Here is a 17,209-nt window from a genome sequence, read left to right on the forward strand (position 1 = left end):
AGCTCCTAGCTGTACGCAGACAATCCCAAGTAGTGCGCTACCTAACCAATAAAGGCTAGCAGTTGCAATTTGATGGTTTCTTGCTAATGCTACCGTATCTAAGCCATAGGTGGAAAAGGTGGTGTAGGAGCCTAAAAAACCTACTGCAACTAATAATCTAACTTCTGGAGAAATTGCGATCGCCCTTTCTAAAGCAAGGGTAGCGAAAAAACCCATTGCAAAACACCCTGTGAGGTTAATAAAAAAAGTTCCGTAGGGAAAACTCGTGCCGAAACGTTGCACAAACCATAAAGTCAGATAATAGCGACTTAAAGCTCCAGCGATCGCACCAAAACTAATCGCGATCGGATTGCGAATTGCTGGCTGTTGCAGTGCTAACAGTTGTATCAAATCTTTCCAACTCATAATCATGAGTAGTTGGTAGTAAAATGGGCATGGCTCACCTTACTATAAAATTATCTGTCATCTACAAACGATCGCTCGCTACTACAGCGATAGTAGTCAGTAGTTCTCGATCGCAACAGTTGTGAATACCAATATTTTTGTATTCTAGTTATCAAATATTCTTAAAATACTGTTTTTTAACGTTTGATTCTCAATCAGTCTTCATATTTATTACTACCGATAGATTCAAAATCTGTATAGATAGTAGCAATTCCGTAATTTTCTTGAGAAAGGATTGTAGCATGACACGATAGTGTTCTCTCACTCCTCATAAAGGTGAGTAGATCCGTACTCAAGGGGGAGGTTATCTGCCTCCTAAATCTGAATCAAGGTCGATACAATTAGAGTGCGCTTTGAGTAATGTTGTTGCTATCCAAATTCAGCATTAATAACAGCATTACAAGGAGAAAATAGATGCAGAATCAGTTCAGAACAGTTGCACTGCTAGGTTTATTAAGTGGTTTATTAATTGCAATTAGCTACTGGATTCTTGGTGGTAGCGCTGGTGTTATAACTGGTATTGCTATTGCTGCAATAACTAACCTAGTATCTTGGTATCAGTCAGATAAGATCGCACTGGCAGCTTATCGCGCCCGACCGATTAGTCCCCAGCAAGCACCAGGACTATATCAAATGGTAAAACGGTTGTGCGATCGCGCTAAATTGCCGATGCCTGCCCTGTACCTCATTCCCTCGCGTGCAGCGAATGCTTTTGCAACGGGACGCGACCCCGAACACGCAGCTGTTGCTGTAACGGAAGGAATTTTAGAATTACTGCCTGAAGATGAATTAGAAGGTGTCATTGCTCATGAATTGACTCATGTTGCAAATCGCGACACCCTGACGCAAGCAGTTGCAGCGACGATCGCAGGGGCAATTTCTTTCCTGGCTCAAATGACTAGCTATGGTTTATGGTTCTCTGCACCAACATCTAGAGATAATCGCGGTGGTATCAACCCGATTGGAATATTACTGACAGTTATACTTGCGCCTGTTGCAGCAACAATTATTCAACTCGCTATTTCGCGGACGCGAGAATTCTCTGCTGATGCTGGTTCGGCACGGATGACTGGCAATCCTCGCGCTTTGGCGAGAGCGCTACAGCGGTTAGAAAGTGCTGCTAGACAGTCATCGATGGTGGGTAATCCCGCTTTTGAACCGCTACTCATTGTTAATGCTTTTTCAGGACAATTCATGAGCAAGTTGTTTTCCAGCCACCCTTCAACAGAGGCACGGATCGAGCAACTTTTAAAATTGGAAAGAGATTTACCGCAGCCTACTAAGCTTTCCTTTGGTCAATAGTCATCAGTTAAAGCAAGCAAAAGATCGTTAGTTACTCATTTAGGAGATCGAACCATGACCAATGAATTTGGCAATCAAGAAGACAACTCTGTGAGAATCGAAATCATTCCCCAAGATAGCAGCGCTCTTGTTGACGAGCAAATGCCTGGGGAAAGCGATGAAATTAAAAACGAAACTAAAGCCTTGATTGAAGCAATTAAAACCCGCGCTCAAATAGAGGCTCAATCTGCCGGTTCTTTCACTCGCGAAACGTATATAGAAGCCGTACGTAAGGCAAGAGAGTTTGTAGAACGGAATCAGCCCTTGATCGAACGCGATCGCCTAGAAAACTCCTACGAACACCTCAAGCAAGAAGCCGAGAAGAACTGGGAATCGATTGCCAGAGAAATACACGAATTTGGCGATCGGCTGGCAGATGCAGCTAAAGCCGCTTGGGATGCCTTTACTGCTCCCCGTGGTTCTAACCGCTAAGTATCTAATGAAAGAGTGTCAAGTATAAAATAGCGCTGTTTTAGAGCAGGAGAGTGGCGATCGCTACTCTTCTGTTTTTTATTGGTCAGATCGATAAAGTTTGATGTTTAACTCGCTTATCTAAATTTGCTGACAATCTTCAGAAAATCTTCGTAAAAACTCGTACTAGCCCTGTAGTAATTTTTAAAGTATCGAGTTTCTCAATTCGATGAACTTTTTGCGATCGCCAAAAATCTGCCATAGCTGTTGAAACTCGCCTTCAGCAGCTTTTCTCCGTGTTGTTTTCAGAACTAATTTATATGAGAAAATTCGGATTTAGGGTTGTACTAATCGCGATGGCTGTGTCAATGTTCGTCCTCGCCATTGCCTCTAAAGGAAGTTTTGCTCAGGATTCTCGCCCCATTACTGCCAAAGCAAAGATCTTCGGTCCTGATATTGCTGGAGAATTAAAGCTACGGCAAATTAGTAATGGAGTTACTCTTGTCGATCTTTATCTGAAAGGAGATCCTAGCGTTCTCACACCAGGATTACACGGCATTCACTTCCACGAAAAAGCGATTTGTGATGAAGGAGCAGAACCCCAATTTAGTACTGCTGGCGGACATTTCGATCCAGGACCATTCGGTAGCTCCTTACCTGTCCAAGAAAACCACCCTTATCATTTAGGAGATTTACCAAATATCGATATTAATCAGAAAGGTGAGGGCAGACTGATAACTGCTACAAGTCGTATTACCCTTTACGAAAGCCCTGTCTCTCTATTTGATGAAGATAGCAGCGCTATCATCGTTCACCAATTACCCGATTTAATGATATCTGGAGGCACGGCAGCACAATCGGGCGGCGGTCGGCTTGCCTGTGGCGCGATCGAACAAAGCTAAACTTCTTGATTCTCCAGCAGATAATTGGCAAGGAATAAGTCAGAAGTCGTAAGTCGTAAGCCGTAAGTCGTAAGTAGCTGCTCCCTGCTCTCTGCTCCCTGCTCCTTGCTCCCTGATAACTGGCAACTGACAACTGACAACAAATGACTAATGAATCTTTCTTTGCCGATTATCTAGCTGCTAGCGTGCGCCTTGCCGTACCGCTAGCGTTTGCAGCTTTAGGAGGTCTTTATTCAGAGAGATCTGGGGTATTAAACATTGGCTTAGAAGGGATGTTGCTCGCTGGTGCTTTTGCTAGCGCGGCTGCAACATTTTACAGTAACAACGTTTGGCTGGGCGTATTAGCGGCTATTCTAGCTGGAGGTATGGTAGGGCTACTGCACGCACTACTGAGCGTGTCTTGGCGTGTCGATCAGTTAGTTTCTGGGTTGGCAATTAATTTAGTTGCTGCTGGCTTGACATCTTTTCTGGCGCGGCTGATCTTTAGCGGTGGTGCGCAGAAATTACCAGGTATTGAGGCGATCGCCATTCCTGGGTTAGTCAATATTCCCATAATTGGTTCTCTATTATTCGCGCAAAATATTCTGGTATATTTGCTAATTTTTCTGGTTCTATTTACGAATTACTTATTGTTTTACACTCATCCTGGCTTAATCCTCCGTGCTGTAGGGGAATATCCCCGTGCTGCTGATACGGCGGGAGTTTCCGTACTATTGGTGCGTTATTTCAGCGTCATTCTCAGTGGTTGTTTGGCGGGGTTGGGAGGAGCATACTTAAGTTTGGTACAGGTAAAGTTTTTTGCCGAGGGGATGAGTGCTGGTAAAGGTTTTATTGCGATCGCCGCTCTGATTTTTGGTAAATGGCATCCCATCGGTACTACTTTGGCTTGCTTGCTATTTGGCGCTACCGAAGCTCTCCAACTTCGCATTCAAGCTCTGGGTATTAATATTCCCTATCAATTTTTGGTCATGCTACCTTACGCGATCGCCCTTCTCGCCCTGGTCGGCTTAGCCGGAAAATCTTCTCCCCCATCTGCTTTAGGTCTTCCCTATCTCAAGGAAAAAAGCGAGTAGTTATCAGTTGTCAGGGAGCAGGGAGCAGGGAAGCGGGCAGAGGGCGAGGTTTCCTCGCCATCGGAGCCGCGTAGCAGGGAGCAGTTATCAGCCACTTACGGCTTACAACTTACGACTTACGACTTATGACTTACGACTTCATCTCGTGCCAAATAAGCGATCGCCTGCATCTCCTAAGCCAGGAACGATATAACCGCGATCGTCTAAGCGATCGTCAATTGCCGCAGTATAAATTGGTACGTCAGGATGTTGAGAATGGAAATGTTTGATTCCTTCGGGCGCAGCTAGCAAACAGACAAATTTTAAAGAGTAAGGGTTAATAGCCTTGAGGCGATCCACGGCAGCTATAGCCGAATTTCCTGTTGCCAGCATTGGATCAACAATTAAGACATCTCGTTTTTCCACCTCATCGGGAACTTTGAAATAATACTCAATCGCTGTTAAAGTTTTGGGGTCGCGATACAAGCCTATGTGTCCTACCCGTGCGGAAGGCATCAACTCTAACATTCCATCCAAAATTCCTTGCCCTGCCCGTAAAATCGATACTATCACTAGCTTTTTATCGGGAGCTAGCATTGGCGCGTTTGTAGAGGCAATTGGTGTATCGATCTGTTCGGTTTTGAGCGGTAGATCCCTCGTTACTTCGTAAGCTAGTAATAAGCTGATTTCTTTCAACAACGCGCGAAATTTTGCCGTACTAGTTTCGGCTTTCCGCATCAACGTCAATTTATGTTGGATTAATGGATGATCGATAACATGAACTTCGGCTTGCATATTGGAGCAATAATAGATCTAAATACTTCTAAAAATAGCTTGCGAAAACAGAACAAGCTTCATCATATACTGTATTTTTTGGAAACGACTCACCATTAGAGTAACAGAATCGCTCGCGAGTTATTTGTCAATCTCAATCGAGCAATAGTCAGTTATATAGCAATTACTAGCTAAAATATCTCTACTTTTTGAGCATGAAACTTAGACACTAACTGACTCATCAGACCCTTCGGATCGCCTTTCTAAAATTCCTTCTAAAACATTTCGCGGCTTTACTAAAACGATGCATCAAAAAATATTTCTGCTGTAGTTAAAAATACAGAATTTTTTCGAGCTAGACGAAAAAGAGATGATTTAAGACAAAATTCAACATTGAATCTTGACAAATTGGTATGTTTAATGCATCGTTACTTGATATTATATTAGTGATTTATCCAAGCATTTCTAAAAAATATCCTACCATTGAGAGCAAATGTAAATTAATATAAATTATTGCACGATATTTGTACTGAGACTTGAGAAATAAATAGAGGTTCATAAGTGTCCATTGGGTAACTGAACCGCTACTCACAGTATATGGGTGGAAGTTCGTACTGATGACAAGCTAGCTAGGGTCATGACACGCATGGGGAGAACGTTGACAAGACTTCCAAATGTAAAGTTTGATGCCTCGTTGGCTAGGAACTCACTCTATTAGTCACAGCGTCGGTAAGATTGCTGAATAAAAAGAGATGAAAGTTTCATCATTACGACCTGAAACACCACGTACTGCCAACCCAAGCAACTCCAAAAGGTAGTAGGTAGGAAGAATGCAGGTTGTTATGCAAACTGTAAAGCAGGGATTGGAGGAGTGCCATCTCATGAGTAAGTTGGCAACAGACCTGATACAAAGTTGGCGATCGCATCTAGGCACTGAATGTCCAGAACAAAGCGATGCCACTAGAGAGAGTATCATTCGTTGGTTAGTCGGCAACGCGATCGAAGATTGGGAACAACTTAGCACCAACGAACAAGCGATTGCCAAACAAGCGATGGAATATCGCTTTCGCATCTTCAAGCAACGTTATTTAGGAATGCCACCAGAGCGCGCCTATCGTCAATTGATGACAAGGCTTTGTAGTTTGGAGTTGTTGCGCAATAAAATCCGCACGCTCGTATCTATGAGTCGCGATCGCCAGCGTCAAGTTACAGAAGTATTGCAAGAAGTACTACAAGAATTATTGCAAAGCGATCGCTACATGCAACAGCAAATAGCTTGGATTGCTGAGTGTACGGACGACCTAAAATTACGCAACGCTCTGCTATTTGCTAGTTTAGAAGAATATTGCTTGCGCCCGATCCGCAGTCAACCCTTATTGGTCTATCGCTTTGTCAATTATTTGCGCCGCACGGCACGGGGAGGAGTCACACAAGTTCCTGTCAATAATAAATTACGCCTGCTGTCTGAAGAAATACTAGGCGATGATAGCGATAACTCCTTTAGCTTGTTAGATCCCAAAGCAGTCGCAGACTATCAAGAAGAACAAAGCTTAGAAGAACAGCAAACCGCGCGACAGCTAGTGAAACAAGAATTTTCTAGCTATCTCGAAGAAAATCTGGGAACTAGTGCTGCACAATGGCTCCAGCTTTACTTACAAGGTAAGTCGCAAGAAGCGATCGCTGCTCAGTTAAACATCTCAGTTAAAGAGATTTATCGTTTGCGGGAGAAAATTAACTACCATGCCGTACGGGTATTTGGACTCAAACATAAACCGGAACTCGTGAGCGAATGGCTGGAGACTTCCCTCATAGAACACAATATGGGACTGACACAAAACCAGTGGGAAGACTTTTTAAGGCAATTAACTCCAATTCAACAACAAATCGTCCAGTTGAAAAAAGCGAATCAGAATAATGAAGAAATTGCAAAAACCTTGAATTTAAAGAGCCATCAGATTATGACTGAATGGGGTAAACTCTACTTGATAGCTCAAGAAATGCGCAGCCAAGCATGAGGAATTTCACCTCAACTTATTATTTCCGTTTCTCCATTCAAATCTCTGTAAACTAAAGTACTTAACCGTTGCGTGTTTTCACTGAACGCGAATATATTAGAGTTTAGTATACAGAAAAATATTCTGATTTTATGGTAGAATTTAATTCCCAAAATGATGAGCCAGCAAGTGGTAAATTCCAACTGAATACCGAGCAAATCTACAGCCTCATTGATAGAATGCTGCCTTTTGAAGCTTGCCTATATCATCAAGTTTTGCCTGTAGCTGTAGAGGGACAAAACCTGATTTTGGGAATGGTAAATCTAGACGATACTGCTGCCATAGAATACGTCGAACGGATCGCTGCATATTTAAAATACACTTTAGTACCCCAGACGCTCGACTCAGAAGACCACCGCCAGATCGTGTCAGCCTACTTAAATCGCTCAAAAAACAACGATTTAAGCGCAGATAAGTTGCACTTCATTGCTGCGGGATATCCTGGTGCGTCTCCTGCTGCTAAACTTACAACTGACAGACCAACAGGGTTCAGCCCGAATGACAAACCGACGCTTATTTTAGCTGACGAGCGAGAAAATATTGCAGCCCGGAAGACTTCTCAGCCACAAACGCCACAACCCACACCTTCTCGATTGGGTGAAATTAAGACACCGCAATCCCAACAATCTGCTGTTAGACATTCTGGTTTAGGTGGAATTAAATCGGCACAATCTCAACAAACTGCTGCTAAACCATCTGGTCTAGGCGGGATCGGAACGCCCAAGTCCCAGCAAAAATCTCCAGCAAATCCAACTCCATCAGGTTTGTCGGCGATTAAAGTACCAGCTAGTTATTCTACTAACTCAGTTGAGTCCCTCAAAACCCTACCTCCTAAGGAACTCGTACGAGAATTACTCGGACGGGTTTTAGAAAAAGGCATTGGACGGCTTTATTTTGAGCGCAAGTCGCCACAGCAAGGGTGGATCGTGTGTAGCCAAGATGGAAACTTGCAGGGCGTGCTAACAGAAGTTCCAGCAAAGCTGTTTCAAGACGCGATCGAACAACTGAAAGAATTGACGCACATGCCTCTTGCGCCAGCGAAGGAAGCAAAACAGGTAGAGATCGAGCGTTTTTATCATGGCGAACGAGTGTTATTGCGCCTGCGCGTCATGCCAGGTAGCAACGGGGAACAGGCAACTTTACAAGTTTTGCGCGGAGAAGCCTTAGAGTTTCATCAAAAACAACAAATAGATACTTTAAGCCGCGACGCAATGGCGATCGCCAACCAGCTTCAGAAAAAGTTGCGCCAACTGCAAGAACGAGCTAGCATCAACGCTGAAGAACATGGCGAACGATACCAATCTCTCCTCGCTCTCAATCAAATCATCGAAAACGTAGAGCGGCAATTGGAACAGCTGAAGCAGTGACCTGCGTTATGAGGGAGCAACTCAAAATTCAAAATTCAAAATTCAAAATTTCACCACACCCCACACCCCGTTCGCTGTCAACTGTCTACTGTCAACTGTCTTCACGCAGTGTAGCGCAGCGCGTCTACTGTCAACCAACAACCACTAAAGAGTTGTTAGATTTATCCTAAGTCCAACAACTCACTACCATTGATGACTGAAGCTACATTAACTCAAGTTGGTAAGATTTCTAGCTTTACACCAACAATTCATTATCAAGTTGCCATGCCTCAACCAGAAAATCATCTGTTTGAGGTTGTTTTGCATTTAAGCGGTTGGAAATTGCCAGTATTAGATTTAAAAATGCCAGTTTGGACACCAGGTTCTTACTTGGTGCGAGAATATGCCAAACACTTACAAGATTTTTCTGCCAGCGCGGGGGAACAGACTTTAGCGTGGCAGAAGTTAAGTAAAAATCATTGGCAAGTAGAAACAGGCGATCGCCCTGACATTACTGTACGCTACCGCATCCACGCTAACGAGCTATCAGTACGGACGAATCACCTCAATGCGACTCACGGCTATTTTAACGGTGCGGCTATCTTCTTTCGCCTCCCAGGACTAGAACAGCAACCGATCCAAGTTGCGATCGCACCACCAAGATCGGATTGGCGCGTCACGACTCCTCTACCAGCAGTACCGGGGCAAACTAACACGTTTACTGCCACAGATTTTGATACGTTGGTAGACAGTCCGTTTGAAATTGGCTGTCACCAATCGCATCAGTTTGAGGTGCTGGGTAAGTCACACGAACTAGCGATTTGGGGTAAAGGTAATGCCGATGCTGCCAAGATGATTCCCGATATTAAAAAGATTATCGAGTTGGAAGCAGAACTATTTGGTGGTTTACCTTACGACAAGTACATATTTTTGTTGCATCTAGCGTCACAAAATAATGGCGGGTTAGAGCATAAATTTGCTTGCTCGTTGATTTATTCTCGCTTTGGATTTCGCGATCGCGAGAAGTACGAGCGCTTCATGCAACTTGTTGCCCACGAATTTTTTCATCTCTGGAATGTCAAGCGAATTCGTCCCAAAGCATTAGAGGTTTTCGATTACGATAACGAAAATTACACGCCGTCGCTGTGGTTTTGTGAAGGGACGACTAGCTATTACGATTTAGCTATTCCTTTACGGGCGGGTATTTATAACGATAAGACTTATTTGAAGAATTTGAGTAAGGAAATTACTCGCCTACAAATTACGCCAGGACGACTTGTACAGCCTGCTTCTGAGTCGAGCTTTGATGCTTGGATTAAGCTGTATCGTTACGACAATAATACTAACAATTCCCAAATTTCCTATTATCTAAAAGGGGAATTAGTCTCGCTTTTACTCGATTTATCGATTCGAGAGAAACATCAAAATCGGCGATCGCTAGATGATGTAATGCGTTTGATGTGGCAGCAATTCGGCAAGGATGAAATTGGTTTTACTCCCACACAGTTAAAACAAGTTATTGAATCTGTGGCTGGAACAAATTTAGATGATTTCTTTAAAAGCTACGTTAATGGTACGGAAGAATTACCTTTCGATCGTTATCTCGAACCCTTTGGGTTGAAATTAGTCGCAGAAGATGAGGAATCCGTGCCTTATATAGGCATGAAACTGCAAGCAGAAAATGGAAAGGACACAATTAAATTTGTGGAGATCGATGCACCAGCACAGCGAGCCGGAATCGAGCCTGGGGATGAATTACTAGCAATTGACGGGTTGAAGGCAACTGCGAATAATCTGAACGATCGCCTGCGAGATTACCAACCAGGAGATGCGATCGAAGTTACAGTTTTCCATCAAGAAGAACTATGTACTCATACTGTGACTTTAGCTGCTCCTCGTCCCAGTCGCTATCAGGTTGTCCCAGTCGAAAATCCCTCTCCGACTCAAAAACAAAACTATGAGGGATGGCTTGGGAGTCGCTGTTAATATCTCCTCTTTTAAAAAAGGCTGTTTCAAAGTTCGAGCAGCCTTTTGCACTGTTACCAAGAGAATGGGTTTACAGCCGCGTCCTTCTATGCTGGGGAGTATGTCAAAGCTATTGTAGATCGAAAGCTGACAGCACTCTACCCAATCCTCAAAGTGGTAGCGGCACATTCTTGAGTTCCCTTGTTATCCTAGTTAATAAGTCTTGGGAGCAACAAACTCAAACAGCGCGGACTTAACCTGCTGTTGGTTAATAGTTATCTGTCGCTAGAAGAAGACAAGGGACAGGAAAAAAACAGAACTTTTCTGAGATACGCGAAAGGCACTATTGAAGGATATATTTTTAATAATCTACTTCAGATTGTCTTATCGGAATATACATGAAGTCTTATCTCGCTGCTGCCGTTCAAATGACTAGCGTGCCTGACCTAGAGAAAAATTTGGTACAGGCTGAAGAATTAATCGAACTTGCCGTCCGTCAAGGCGCGGAGTTGGTCACCTTGCCGGAAAACTTCTCTTATTTGGGACGGGAAGAGGATAAAATTGCCCAAGCAGCAGCGATCGCCTCGAAAAGCGAAAAATTTCTCCGAACTGTCGCGCAACGGTTTCAGGTAACAATTCTCGGCGGCGGGTTTCCCGTACCAGTTGACGATCGCAAAGTTTACAATACAGCCTTACTGATTGGACCAAGTGGGGAAGAACTCGCCTGCTATCAAAAGGTACACTTATTTGATGTCAACTTACCTGATGGCAATACATACCGCGAATCCAGTACCGTACAAGCTGGAACGCAGTTACCAGTAGTTTATCCTTCTACAGAATTGGGTCATCTAGGGCTTTCCATTTGCTACGATGTCCGCTTTCCCGAACTCTACCGCCACTTAGCATACAAGGGAGCCGATGTGATGTTTATCCCAGCGGCTTTTACGGCATACACTGGTAAAGACCATTGGCAAATCTTGTTACAAGCTAGAGCAATTGAGAATACTTGTTATATTCTTGCCCCCGCGCAGACAGGGAAACATTACGCCCTACGTCAGTCTCACGGACATGCAATGGTTATCGATCCTTGGGGAGTTATTCTAGCCGATGCAGGCGATCGCCCAGGAGTGGCGATCGCGGAAATTAATCCCGTTCGTCTCGAACAAGTCCGCCGCCAAATGCCTTCGTTACAGCATCGGGTATTTGTTTAATTTGTCATTGGTCATTGGTCATTGGTCATTTGTCATTTGCAAACGACAAAGCTAAAAATGTAAGGTGGGCAATGCCCACCTTACGCTTGTCTGACAACGCTGTGTTGAATTACACGGTTGCAGTCTTTTTGGTGATAGCGTTCAATTCGCCTTTAGCATACTTAGCAGCAAAATCATCTGTAGAAATTTGCTTGATCTTGCTAGCGTTGCCAGCAGTGCTAAATTGCTGATAGCGATCGGCACAGACTTTTTGCATGTATTTGATGGAAGGCTTCAGGAAGTGGCGGGGGTCGAATTCCTTAGCATCTTTAGCTAGAGCTTCCCGTACCGCAGCGGTGATTGCCAAGCGGTTGTCGGTGTCGATATTTATCTTCCGCACTCCACTCTTGATTCCTTTTTGAATCTCTTCGACTGGCACGCCGTAGGTTTCGGGAATAGTTCCGCCGTACTGGTTGATTAAAGCCAGCAAGTCTTCCGGTACTGAAGAAGAACCGTGCATGACCAAGTGAGTGTTGGGCAAACGACGGTGAATTTCTTCAATTCGGCTAATAGCCAAAATTTCACCTGTTGGCTTGCGGGTAAATTTGTAAGCGCCGTGGCTGGTTCCAATTGCCACTGCCAAAGCATCTACTTGAGTTTGCTCTACGAAATCAACTGCTTGATCTGGATCTGTTAACAATTGATCGTGGGACAACTTACCCTCAAAACCATGTCCATCTTCAGCTTCACCCATGCCAGTCTCTAAAGAACCCAAGCAACCGAGTTCGCCTTCTACGCTAACACCCAGAGCGTGAGCTACTTTTACAACTTCGCGGGTAACGTTGACATTGTATTCGTAGCTAGCTGGGGATTTAGCGTCAGCTTCTAGAGAACCATCCATCATGACGCTGGTAAAGCCATTTTTGATTGCTGAATAGCAAGTAGCAGGCTCGTTACCATGATCTTGATGCATGGCAATAGGAATATAAGGATAAGTTTCTACTGCTGCCAAAATTAGGTGACGCAGGAAATTTTCACCTGCATACTTACGAGCGCCACGAGAGGCTTGTAGAATCACGGGGCTGTCTGTTTCTTTAGCAGCCTGCATGATTGCTTGGATCTGCTCCATGTTATTCACGTTGAAAGCTGGAATGCCGTATCCATTCTCTGCCGCGTGATCCAACATCAGCCGCATTGGTACGAGCGCCATACAATGTCCTCCTAGTTTTGTTATCAGCTAGTTGCTTTGAACAAGCGTGTTTATTACGCTAATCTTAAGATAAATTTCAGATCATTACTAGAGACTTAGATTTAGAGATGAGGTAAGGTGCTGGGATACCTTCACCGCGATCGCTTTATTGCTGCTTTGGAGCCAAAGCCAATTTGTCCAGCGTTTGCTGTTATTTGAACGCTAGACAAACATATCGAGTTAAAAATATGGGTCGCCTGGGATTCGAACCCAGAACTATTCGGTTAAAAGCCGAGTACTCTACCGTTGAGTTAGCGACCCTTTTGCGTTTTTGCAACTTTACTAGTGTACCAGAAGTTCCTGGATTTGTGCAAGCACTTAGTCAAAGTCACTGCATTTCGCGCCAGTTGCAAGAAAAAAATTTTCTCCCCTGCTCCCTACTCGTGCGCTCTCTGCTCTCTGCTCCCTTCCCTGGCTAGTTGGGATACCAAAACATCCCCTTAATCCCTTCGGGATCGGTCATAAAACCCATACCCCGATAAAAATCTACCACATGAGGGTCGGCAAACAGAGTAATGTTGCTGATGTCCTCAGCACGAAGTTTTTTAATTGCGTATTTCATCAATGCCTTACCTAGCCCCTTTCCCTGAAAGCTAGGATGCACGACGACATCCCAAATAGTAGCGTTGAAGGCATGATCTGAAGTAGCACGGGCAAATCCAATTAGCCTTCGCTGAGTTCCTCGGACTTGCCACATCGACACGACGAGAAAGCTGTGCTGAATCGCTTTTTTGACCTTACGGAGAGGACGACGCGCCCAACCGACAGCATCGCAAAGTTCTTCCAACTCGTAAAGGTCGATGTTGCGATCGGTGCTAAAAACAATACTTTCACCATTTAGAGCAGAAAAGCCCATAGATTCGACGGCTTCCTCCTCTACTGGCGCTGTCTTGGTTCCGGTAGCAGTTTCAGAACCGCTAAACCAGCCTTTCCAAAAACCCATGCCAATGCAATTTATGAGATAGAAACGATATTGACGACACGAACTAGTATGATACTTCTAGTTTTTCTAGTTTCGCTGTTCTTACCCAAGTTCTAACGTCTACTTTCCCACCACCCGATTCAAGCGACAGTCTGGTTGCCAAATGAATACTTTAGTGTGAGAGACACAGAATTAGAGTTGAAGTACAACTAGCTTACTCATAACCAGCCATTTTTAACTTTAGCACCTTAAAGGAATTAGGGGTAAGAGGCAAGAGGCAAGAGGTAAGAGGGAAACTTCTAGAGCAAGCACTCTGTCAAAAGAAAGAAGTAAAGATAAACTCTACAACTGCTGAGGTAGCGTTAAGGCTAGGATAGAAGCATGGCAACCATAGAGATTGCGGGAGTGCGTCACGTTTACGAGTTGACTGCACCGACGACTTTTCCCCATGCTTTGGTATTCGTTCACGGTTGGCTACTCAGCCGTGGCTACTGGCAACCTCTCATTGAAAGGCTGGCAGCAGACTATCAATGTTTATCTTACGATCTGCGTGGCTTTGGTCAATCTCACGCCATTTCTTCTCAGGAGAAGGCTGAAGCAGAGGCTCGGGATCTGGCGCTAAATAGCTCCAATGCTACAAACGGAGATGGTTCTCCCTATTCACCCACTGCTTATGCTCGCGATTTGAAATGTTTATTGCAGGAACTTAACATTTCCAGCGCTTGGTTGATCGGTCACTCCCTTGGCGGGACGATCTCGCTCTGGACGGCTCAGCAAATGCCCCAGTCCATACAGGGGGTCATTTGCGTGAATGCTGGTGGCGGAATTTATCTGAAGGAATCTTTCGAGCAATTTCGCGCAGTTGGGACTCAGTTGGTGAAACTTCGTCCCCGTTGGTTGCCTTTATTACCGTTAGTCGATTTATGGATGACGCGGGCAAATGTCGCCAGGGCGATCGCCCGCTCGTGGGGTCGTCAGCGAATTGTCGATCTGGCGATCGCTCATCCAGAAGCAGCTCTAGGAGCGCTTCTAGACTCTACTACGGAGACTGAAATTAACCGCCTACCACAAATCGTGTCACAGCTCCAACAACCAGTTTATTTTTTGGCAGGAGACAAAGACAAGATTATGGAACCAAAATACGTCCGCCATCTCGCCAGTTTTCACCCCTTGTTTCAAGCCTGTGGCGAAAATGTGATCGAAATTCCTGAATGCGGACATTTGGCAATGTTAGAACAAACAGATATGGTCGCCGAGCAAATTCGAGCTATAGTGACGCAGTACAAATAGTCCTCACCCCTCCAAAACAGCATGAATTGGCAGCTAGAAGAGTCAGAGTTACAGCAAATTGCTATTATCGTCTTGAGTTTAGCCGATAAGTGGCGGGGAGATAATCTCGCTCTTTTAGCCTTACTGCGACAGTTAGAGCAATTGCATCGGGAAATTCGGGATGGCTTATTTCAAGAATCTTTGCCAGATAATCGTCAAGCACTTTACGCTTTACTAAAAGACGTTGAAACTACGGGCGGTTGGCCTTATATCGAACGGCTGAGAATACAACAGTTGTTGGCAAACTGGCAGTTAGAAGAGGACAAAGGAGACAACTTAAATGTCTAGTGACTAGGTATCAGGTGACTAGATTCTTCAAACCACTGATACTAGCTGCTAGTCACTGACAACTAACGACCGATCGACTATCGACTTTTATTACTTTGTAACTATAAAGTCAACTGCTCAAAGAGGTTTAGTAGTAAGCTTTGAGAGTATAATGTTGGTATGGATACCATAAGAGAACGCAACATAGTATAAAATTTTCTTTAAAGTTAACCGAACTATATGTAGACTTGTAACGTCTATGATTGATAACTGGGAAGTAAGCTTCCCGATTGTGGTGCATGAGGAGTTGAATATGGCTGAAATTCGCGACCTAGCTCTCCAGGCAATTAAAACTGGATATCTGACATTAGAAGCTGAAGAGAAATTGCGTTATCTGATGTCACATCACTATGGACAAGAAGATTTTCTGGCTTTCATGCGATTGCAGGAAGCTGCTATGCAAGGCAGGGTTAGACAGGAGTCGCGGGAGCGGCTAAAGCGAAGGCACTTGAGCGTAGCGATCGCATCACGGACGTAACTAAGTCTGGCGCTAAATTATTTTTCTGAACGGGGCGAATCGTCCTCGTTATCCACTTTCCAGTCTTCGTCATCCACAAATCCCCAATCATCGTCATCGTTATTTTGAGGGCGGTTACTGGGTGGTGGCGAGGACGGATTTTGTTGTTTGTAGGGTGGGGTAAGAACGCGGTACTCGGCATCATAGACTGATTCGGTTCTACCTATACCTGAATTTTTTGGTTCGCGAGCGCTATAGGAGTAAACTGAAGCAGAGCGATCGCTACTTTTGGGTTCATTAGGTTCGTTAGCATCATTGCTAAGTGGGCGATTGGTCTCATCGCTAGCATAGTTTTTTTGCCGCTCTTGGGGTTGACGTTGAGTGTCTTGAGGAACGTAATCCCAGTCATCATCAAGGTTGCTACTGCGTTTTCTGTCTGCAACAGCGCGATCGGTATACTCTTTGCGATCGGGATCTTGCGTGGTGGGTTCTGTATCTTCAGTAAAGTTCCAATCGTCATTAGCTGTAGTGTCCCATCCGTCCGATTCCTGCACGGATGTTTGAGTTTGTCGTGGGGAACTAGCAGTATAGCTGTAGGTATTTGTTTTAGGAGAGTCTGGCGTTTTGTTAGGATTTTTCTCTTCTGTAGCAAACCGAGTCGAAGTTTTTGCGGCTCGACGGCGCTGCTTTTTCGCTCTCGGTTGGGCAAAATAGCTAGCGATCTGAAAACAACTGGCAATGAATATCGAGGTTATTGCCCCAGCAGCAACGCTAAACAAAATCCAGATTGACAAAGGTAATGCCTGAGTTTGTCCGCCTAAAAATACCAAAGACAGTACTGGTGTCCAGTTTTGCACCAGCAGTACCGTCAGACCTCCCAGTAATATCAATAAAAGAAAGAAGCGGATGGCAGCCATAATTTTGCGGGGTAAGGGGTGAGGAGTGAGGAGCGAGGGAAAGGGGAGAAGAGAGCTGAGGAAGTTCTTGAGAGCAACTACCAACTACAACTACCAATGCACAATTCCTCACTCCTCGCTCCTCGCTCCTTCTTATTCCCTATTATCGTCCTTGCCATCGTTCGAGTGGAATGCAGTCGATATCGAGTTGATCTAAGGTACGGGCAACGACAAAATCCACTAAGTCTTCGACGGTTTTTGGATTGTGATACCAAGCAGGGATTGCTGGCACAATTCTAGCGCCTGCCTCTGCTAGCGTGGTGAGGTTGCGGAGGTGAATCAGACTAAAGGGGGTTTCTCTAGGCACGACAATCAGCCTGCGCCCTTCTTTCAACTGGACATCAGCAGCGCGTTCGAGCAAGTCGGAACTCAAACCATTGGCAAGCTTTGCTACCGTACTCATACTACAAGGCATGACTATCATTCCTAGCGTACGAAACGAGCCACTGGCAATGTTAGCGCCTACATCTCCCCAAGGATGGCAGCGGAG

At 44.7% G+C, this 17,209-nt stretch carries 19 protein-coding genes and 1 tRNA gene; 12 read left to right on the forward strand and 8 right to left on the reverse strand.

The features are described 5' to 3' along the window. Window positions 1-405: fluoride efflux transporter CrcB (gene crcB, locus ACRC32_RS30350; RefSeq protein WP_438557471.1), on the reverse strand; the 405-nt coding region annotated here is incomplete at its 3' end. A gap of 453 nt (window positions 406-858) precedes the next feature. Here crcB and ACRC32_RS30355 point away from each other — a divergent pair. From ACRC32_RS30355 to ACRC32_RS30365, 3 genes are all read left to right on the forward strand, one after another. Beyond that, complete coding sequence (locus ACRC32_RS30355; RefSeq protein WP_438557472.1) at window positions 859-1,746, forward strand: M48 family metalloprotease; 888 nt, start codon at window positions 859-861, stop codon at window positions 1,744-1,746. A 54-nt stretch (window positions 1,747-1,800) separates the two neighbouring features. Next, a complete protein-coding gene (locus tag ACRC32_RS30360; protein WP_438557473.1) occupies window positions 1,801-2,217 on the forward strand; it encodes a hypothetical protein in 417 nt (138 codons plus the stop codon). 335 nt (window positions 2,218-2,552) lie between these two features. Further along, window positions 2,553-3,098 carry a superoxide dismutase family protein gene (locus ACRC32_RS30365; RefSeq protein WP_438557474.1) on the forward strand — a complete coding sequence of 182 codons (546 nt, stop codon included), beginning with the start codon at window positions 2,553-2,555 and terminating at the stop codon, window positions 3,096-3,098. Here ACRC32_RS30365 and ACRC32_RS30370 read toward each other — a convergent pair. Beyond that, entirely contained in the window at window positions 3,095-3,238 is a 144-nt protein-coding gene (locus ACRC32_RS30370; protein WP_438557475.1) for a hypothetical protein, read from the reverse strand. The genes ACRC32_RS30365 and ACRC32_RS30370 overlap by 4 nt on opposite strands. A 3-nt stretch (window positions 3,239-3,241) precedes the next feature. Between ACRC32_RS30370 and ACRC32_RS30375 the strand changes: the two genes are divergently transcribed. Further along, window positions 3,242-4,171: an ABC transporter permease gene (locus ACRC32_RS30375; RefSeq protein WP_438557476.1), complete on the forward strand. Its 930-nt coding sequence runs from the start codon at window positions 3,242-3,244 to the stop codon at window positions 4,169-4,171. A 138-nt stretch (window positions 4,172-4,309) separates the two neighbouring features. On the opposite strand, the gene upp is transcribed toward ACRC32_RS30375, so the two are convergent. Next, window positions 4,310-4,945, reverse strand: coding sequence for a uracil phosphoribosyltransferase (upp, locus tag ACRC32_RS30380; RefSeq protein ID WP_438557477.1), 636 nt, complete (start codon window positions 4,943-4,945; stop codon window positions 4,310-4,312). Window positions 4,946-5,754: 809 nt separating this feature from the next. Between upp and ACRC32_RS30385 the strand changes: the two genes are divergently transcribed. The 5 genes from ACRC32_RS30385 (at window position 5,755) to ACRC32_RS30405 (ending at window position 11,500) form a co-directional block, all read left to right on the forward strand. Beyond that, complete coding sequence (locus ACRC32_RS30385; protein ID WP_438557478.1) at window positions 5,755-6,939, forward strand: HetZ-related protein 2; 1,185 nt, start codon at window positions 5,755-5,757, stop codon at window positions 6,937-6,939. A gap of 131 nt (window positions 6,940-7,070) precedes the next feature. Beyond that, window positions 7,071-8,345, forward strand: coding sequence for a hypothetical protein (locus tag ACRC32_RS30390; RefSeq protein ID WP_438557479.1), 1,275 nt, complete (start codon window positions 7,071-7,073; stop codon window positions 8,343-8,345). Continuing rightward, window positions 8,342-8,515, forward strand: a complete 174-nt coding sequence (locus ACRC32_RS30395) for a hypothetical protein (RefSeq protein ID WP_438557480.1) — start codon at window positions 8,342-8,344, stop codon at window positions 8,513-8,515. The genes ACRC32_RS30390 and ACRC32_RS30395 overlap by 4 nt, the downstream gene beginning before the upstream one ends. 22 nt (window positions 8,516-8,537) lie before the next feature. Then, window positions 8,538-10,310, forward strand: coding sequence for a M61 family metallopeptidase (locus ACRC32_RS30400; protein WP_438557481.1), 1,773 nt, complete (start codon window positions 8,538-8,540; stop codon window positions 10,308-10,310). Between the two features lie 377 nt (window positions 10,311-10,687). Continuing rightward, window positions 10,688-11,500 (forward strand): carbon-nitrogen hydrolase family protein, encoded by an 813-nt coding sequence (locus ACRC32_RS30405; protein WP_106217839.1) that lies wholly within the window; start codon window positions 10,688-10,690, stop codon window positions 11,498-11,500. 109 nt (window positions 11,501-11,609) lie between these two features. Here ACRC32_RS30405 and fba read toward each other — a convergent pair whose 3' ends face one another. From fba to ACRC32_RS30420, 3 genes are all read right to left on the reverse strand, one after another. Beyond that, a complete protein-coding gene (gene fba / locus ACRC32_RS30410; RefSeq protein WP_438557482.1) occupies window positions 11,610-12,689 on the reverse strand; it encodes a class II fructose-bisphosphate aldolase in 1,080 nt (359 codons plus the stop codon). A gap of 228 nt (window positions 12,690-12,917) precedes the next feature. Then, window positions 12,918-12,989, reverse strand: a tRNA-Lys gene (locus ACRC32_RS30415). Between the two features lie 154 nt (window positions 12,990-13,143). Then, complete coding sequence (locus tag ACRC32_RS30420) at window positions 13,144-13,671, reverse strand: GNAT family N-acetyltransferase (protein ID WP_015156799.1); 528 nt, start codon at window positions 13,669-13,671, stop codon at window positions 13,144-13,146. Between the two features lie 360 nt (window positions 13,672-14,031). On the opposite strand from ACRC32_RS30420, the gene ACRC32_RS30425 reads away from it, so the two are divergent. The 3 genes from ACRC32_RS30425 (at window position 14,032) to ACRC32_RS30435 (ending at window position 15,784) form a co-directional block, all read left to right on the forward strand. Continuing rightward, entirely contained in the window at window positions 14,032-14,940 is a 909-nt protein-coding gene (locus tag ACRC32_RS30425; RefSeq protein ID WP_438557483.1) for an alpha/beta fold hydrolase, read from the forward strand. A 21-nt stretch (window positions 14,941-14,961) separates the two neighbouring features. Then, entirely contained in the window at window positions 14,962-15,267 is a 306-nt protein-coding gene (locus ACRC32_RS30430) for a hypothetical protein (protein ID WP_438557484.1), read from the forward strand. A 238-nt stretch (window positions 15,268-15,505) separates the two neighbouring features. Next, window positions 15,506-15,784, forward strand: coding sequence for a hypothetical protein (locus tag ACRC32_RS30435; protein ID WP_438557485.1), 279 nt, complete (start codon window positions 15,506-15,508; stop codon window positions 15,782-15,784). A 17-nt stretch (window positions 15,785-15,801) separates the two neighbouring features. On the opposite strand, the gene ACRC32_RS30440 is transcribed toward ACRC32_RS30435, so the two are convergent. Both ACRC32_RS30440 and ACRC32_RS30445 read right to left on the reverse strand, forming a co-directional pair. Beyond that, window positions 15,802-16,680: a LapA family protein gene (locus ACRC32_RS30440; RefSeq protein ID WP_438557486.1), complete on the reverse strand. Its 879-nt coding sequence runs from the start codon at window positions 16,678-16,680 to the stop codon at window positions 15,802-15,804. A 142-nt stretch (window positions 16,681-16,822) separates the two neighbouring features. After that, window positions 16,823-17,209: flavin prenyltransferase UbiX (locus ACRC32_RS30445; RefSeq protein WP_438557487.1), on the reverse strand; the 387-nt coding region annotated here is incomplete at its 5' end.

This window comes from Chroococcidiopsis sp. (assembly GCF_051657925.1).
Classification (GTDB): domain Bacteria; phylum Cyanobacteriota; class Cyanobacteriia; order Cyanobacteriales; family Chroococcidiopsidaceae; genus Chroococcidiopsis.

What these genes read in the sequence shown, in the direction of transcription:
- ACRC32_RS30400 (WP_438557481.1), top strand. Translation starts at nt 8,538, where the DNA reads ATGACTGAAGCTACATTAACTCAAGTTGGTAAGATTTCTAGCTTTACA.
- ACRC32_RS30420 (WP_015156799.1), bottom strand. Translation starts at nt 13,671, where the DNA reads ATGGGTTTTTGGAAAGGCTGGTTTAGCGGTTCTGAAACTGCTACCGGA.
- ACRC32_RS30365 (WP_438557474.1), top strand. Translation starts at nt 2,553, where the DNA reads ATGGCTGTGTCAATGTTCGTCCTCGCCATTGCCTCTAAAGGAAGTTTT.
- ACRC32_RS30390 (WP_438557479.1), top strand. Translation starts at nt 7,071, where the DNA reads ATGGTAGAATTTAATTCCCAAAATGATGAGCCAGCAAGTGGTAAATTC.
- ACRC32_RS30355 (WP_438557472.1), top strand. Translation starts at nt 859, where the DNA reads ATGCAGAATCAGTTCAGAACAGTTGCACTGCTAGGTTTATTAAGTGGT.
- ACRC32_RS30375 (WP_438557476.1), top strand. Translation starts at nt 3,242, where the DNA reads ATGACTAATGAATCTTTCTTTGCCGATTATCTAGCTGCTAGCGTGCGC.
- ACRC32_RS30360 (WP_438557473.1), top strand. Translation starts at nt 1,801, where the DNA reads ATGACCAATGAATTTGGCAATCAAGAAGACAACTCTGTGAGAATCGAA.
- upp (WP_438557477.1), bottom strand. Translation starts at nt 4,945, where the DNA reads ATGCAAGCCGAAGTTCATGTTATCGATCATCCATTAATCCAACATAAA.
- ACRC32_RS30435 (WP_438557485.1), top strand. Translation starts at nt 15,506, where the DNA reads ATGATTGATAACTGGGAAGTAAGCTTCCCGATTGTGGTGCATGAGGAG.
- ACRC32_RS30405 (WP_106217839.1), top strand. Translation starts at nt 10,688, where the DNA reads ATGAAGTCTTATCTCGCTGCTGCCGTTCAAATGACTAGCGTGCCTGAC.
- fba (WP_438557482.1), bottom strand. Translation starts at nt 12,689, where the DNA reads ATGGCGCTCGTACCAATGCGGCTGATGTTGGATCACGCGGCAGAGAAT.
- ACRC32_RS30440 (WP_438557486.1), bottom strand. Translation starts at nt 16,680, where the DNA reads ATGGCTGCCATCCGCTTCTTTCTTTTATTGATATTACTGGGAGGTCTG.
- ACRC32_RS30425 (WP_438557483.1), top strand. Translation starts at nt 14,032, where the DNA reads ATGGCAACCATAGAGATTGCGGGAGTGCGTCACGTTTACGAGTTGACT.
- ACRC32_RS30430 (WP_438557484.1), top strand. Translation starts at nt 14,962, where the DNA reads ATGAATTGGCAGCTAGAAGAGTCAGAGTTACAGCAAATTGCTATTATC.
- ACRC32_RS30385 (WP_438557478.1), top strand. Translation starts at nt 5,755, where the DNA reads ATGCAGGTTGTTATGCAAACTGTAAAGCAGGGATTGGAGGAGTGCCAT.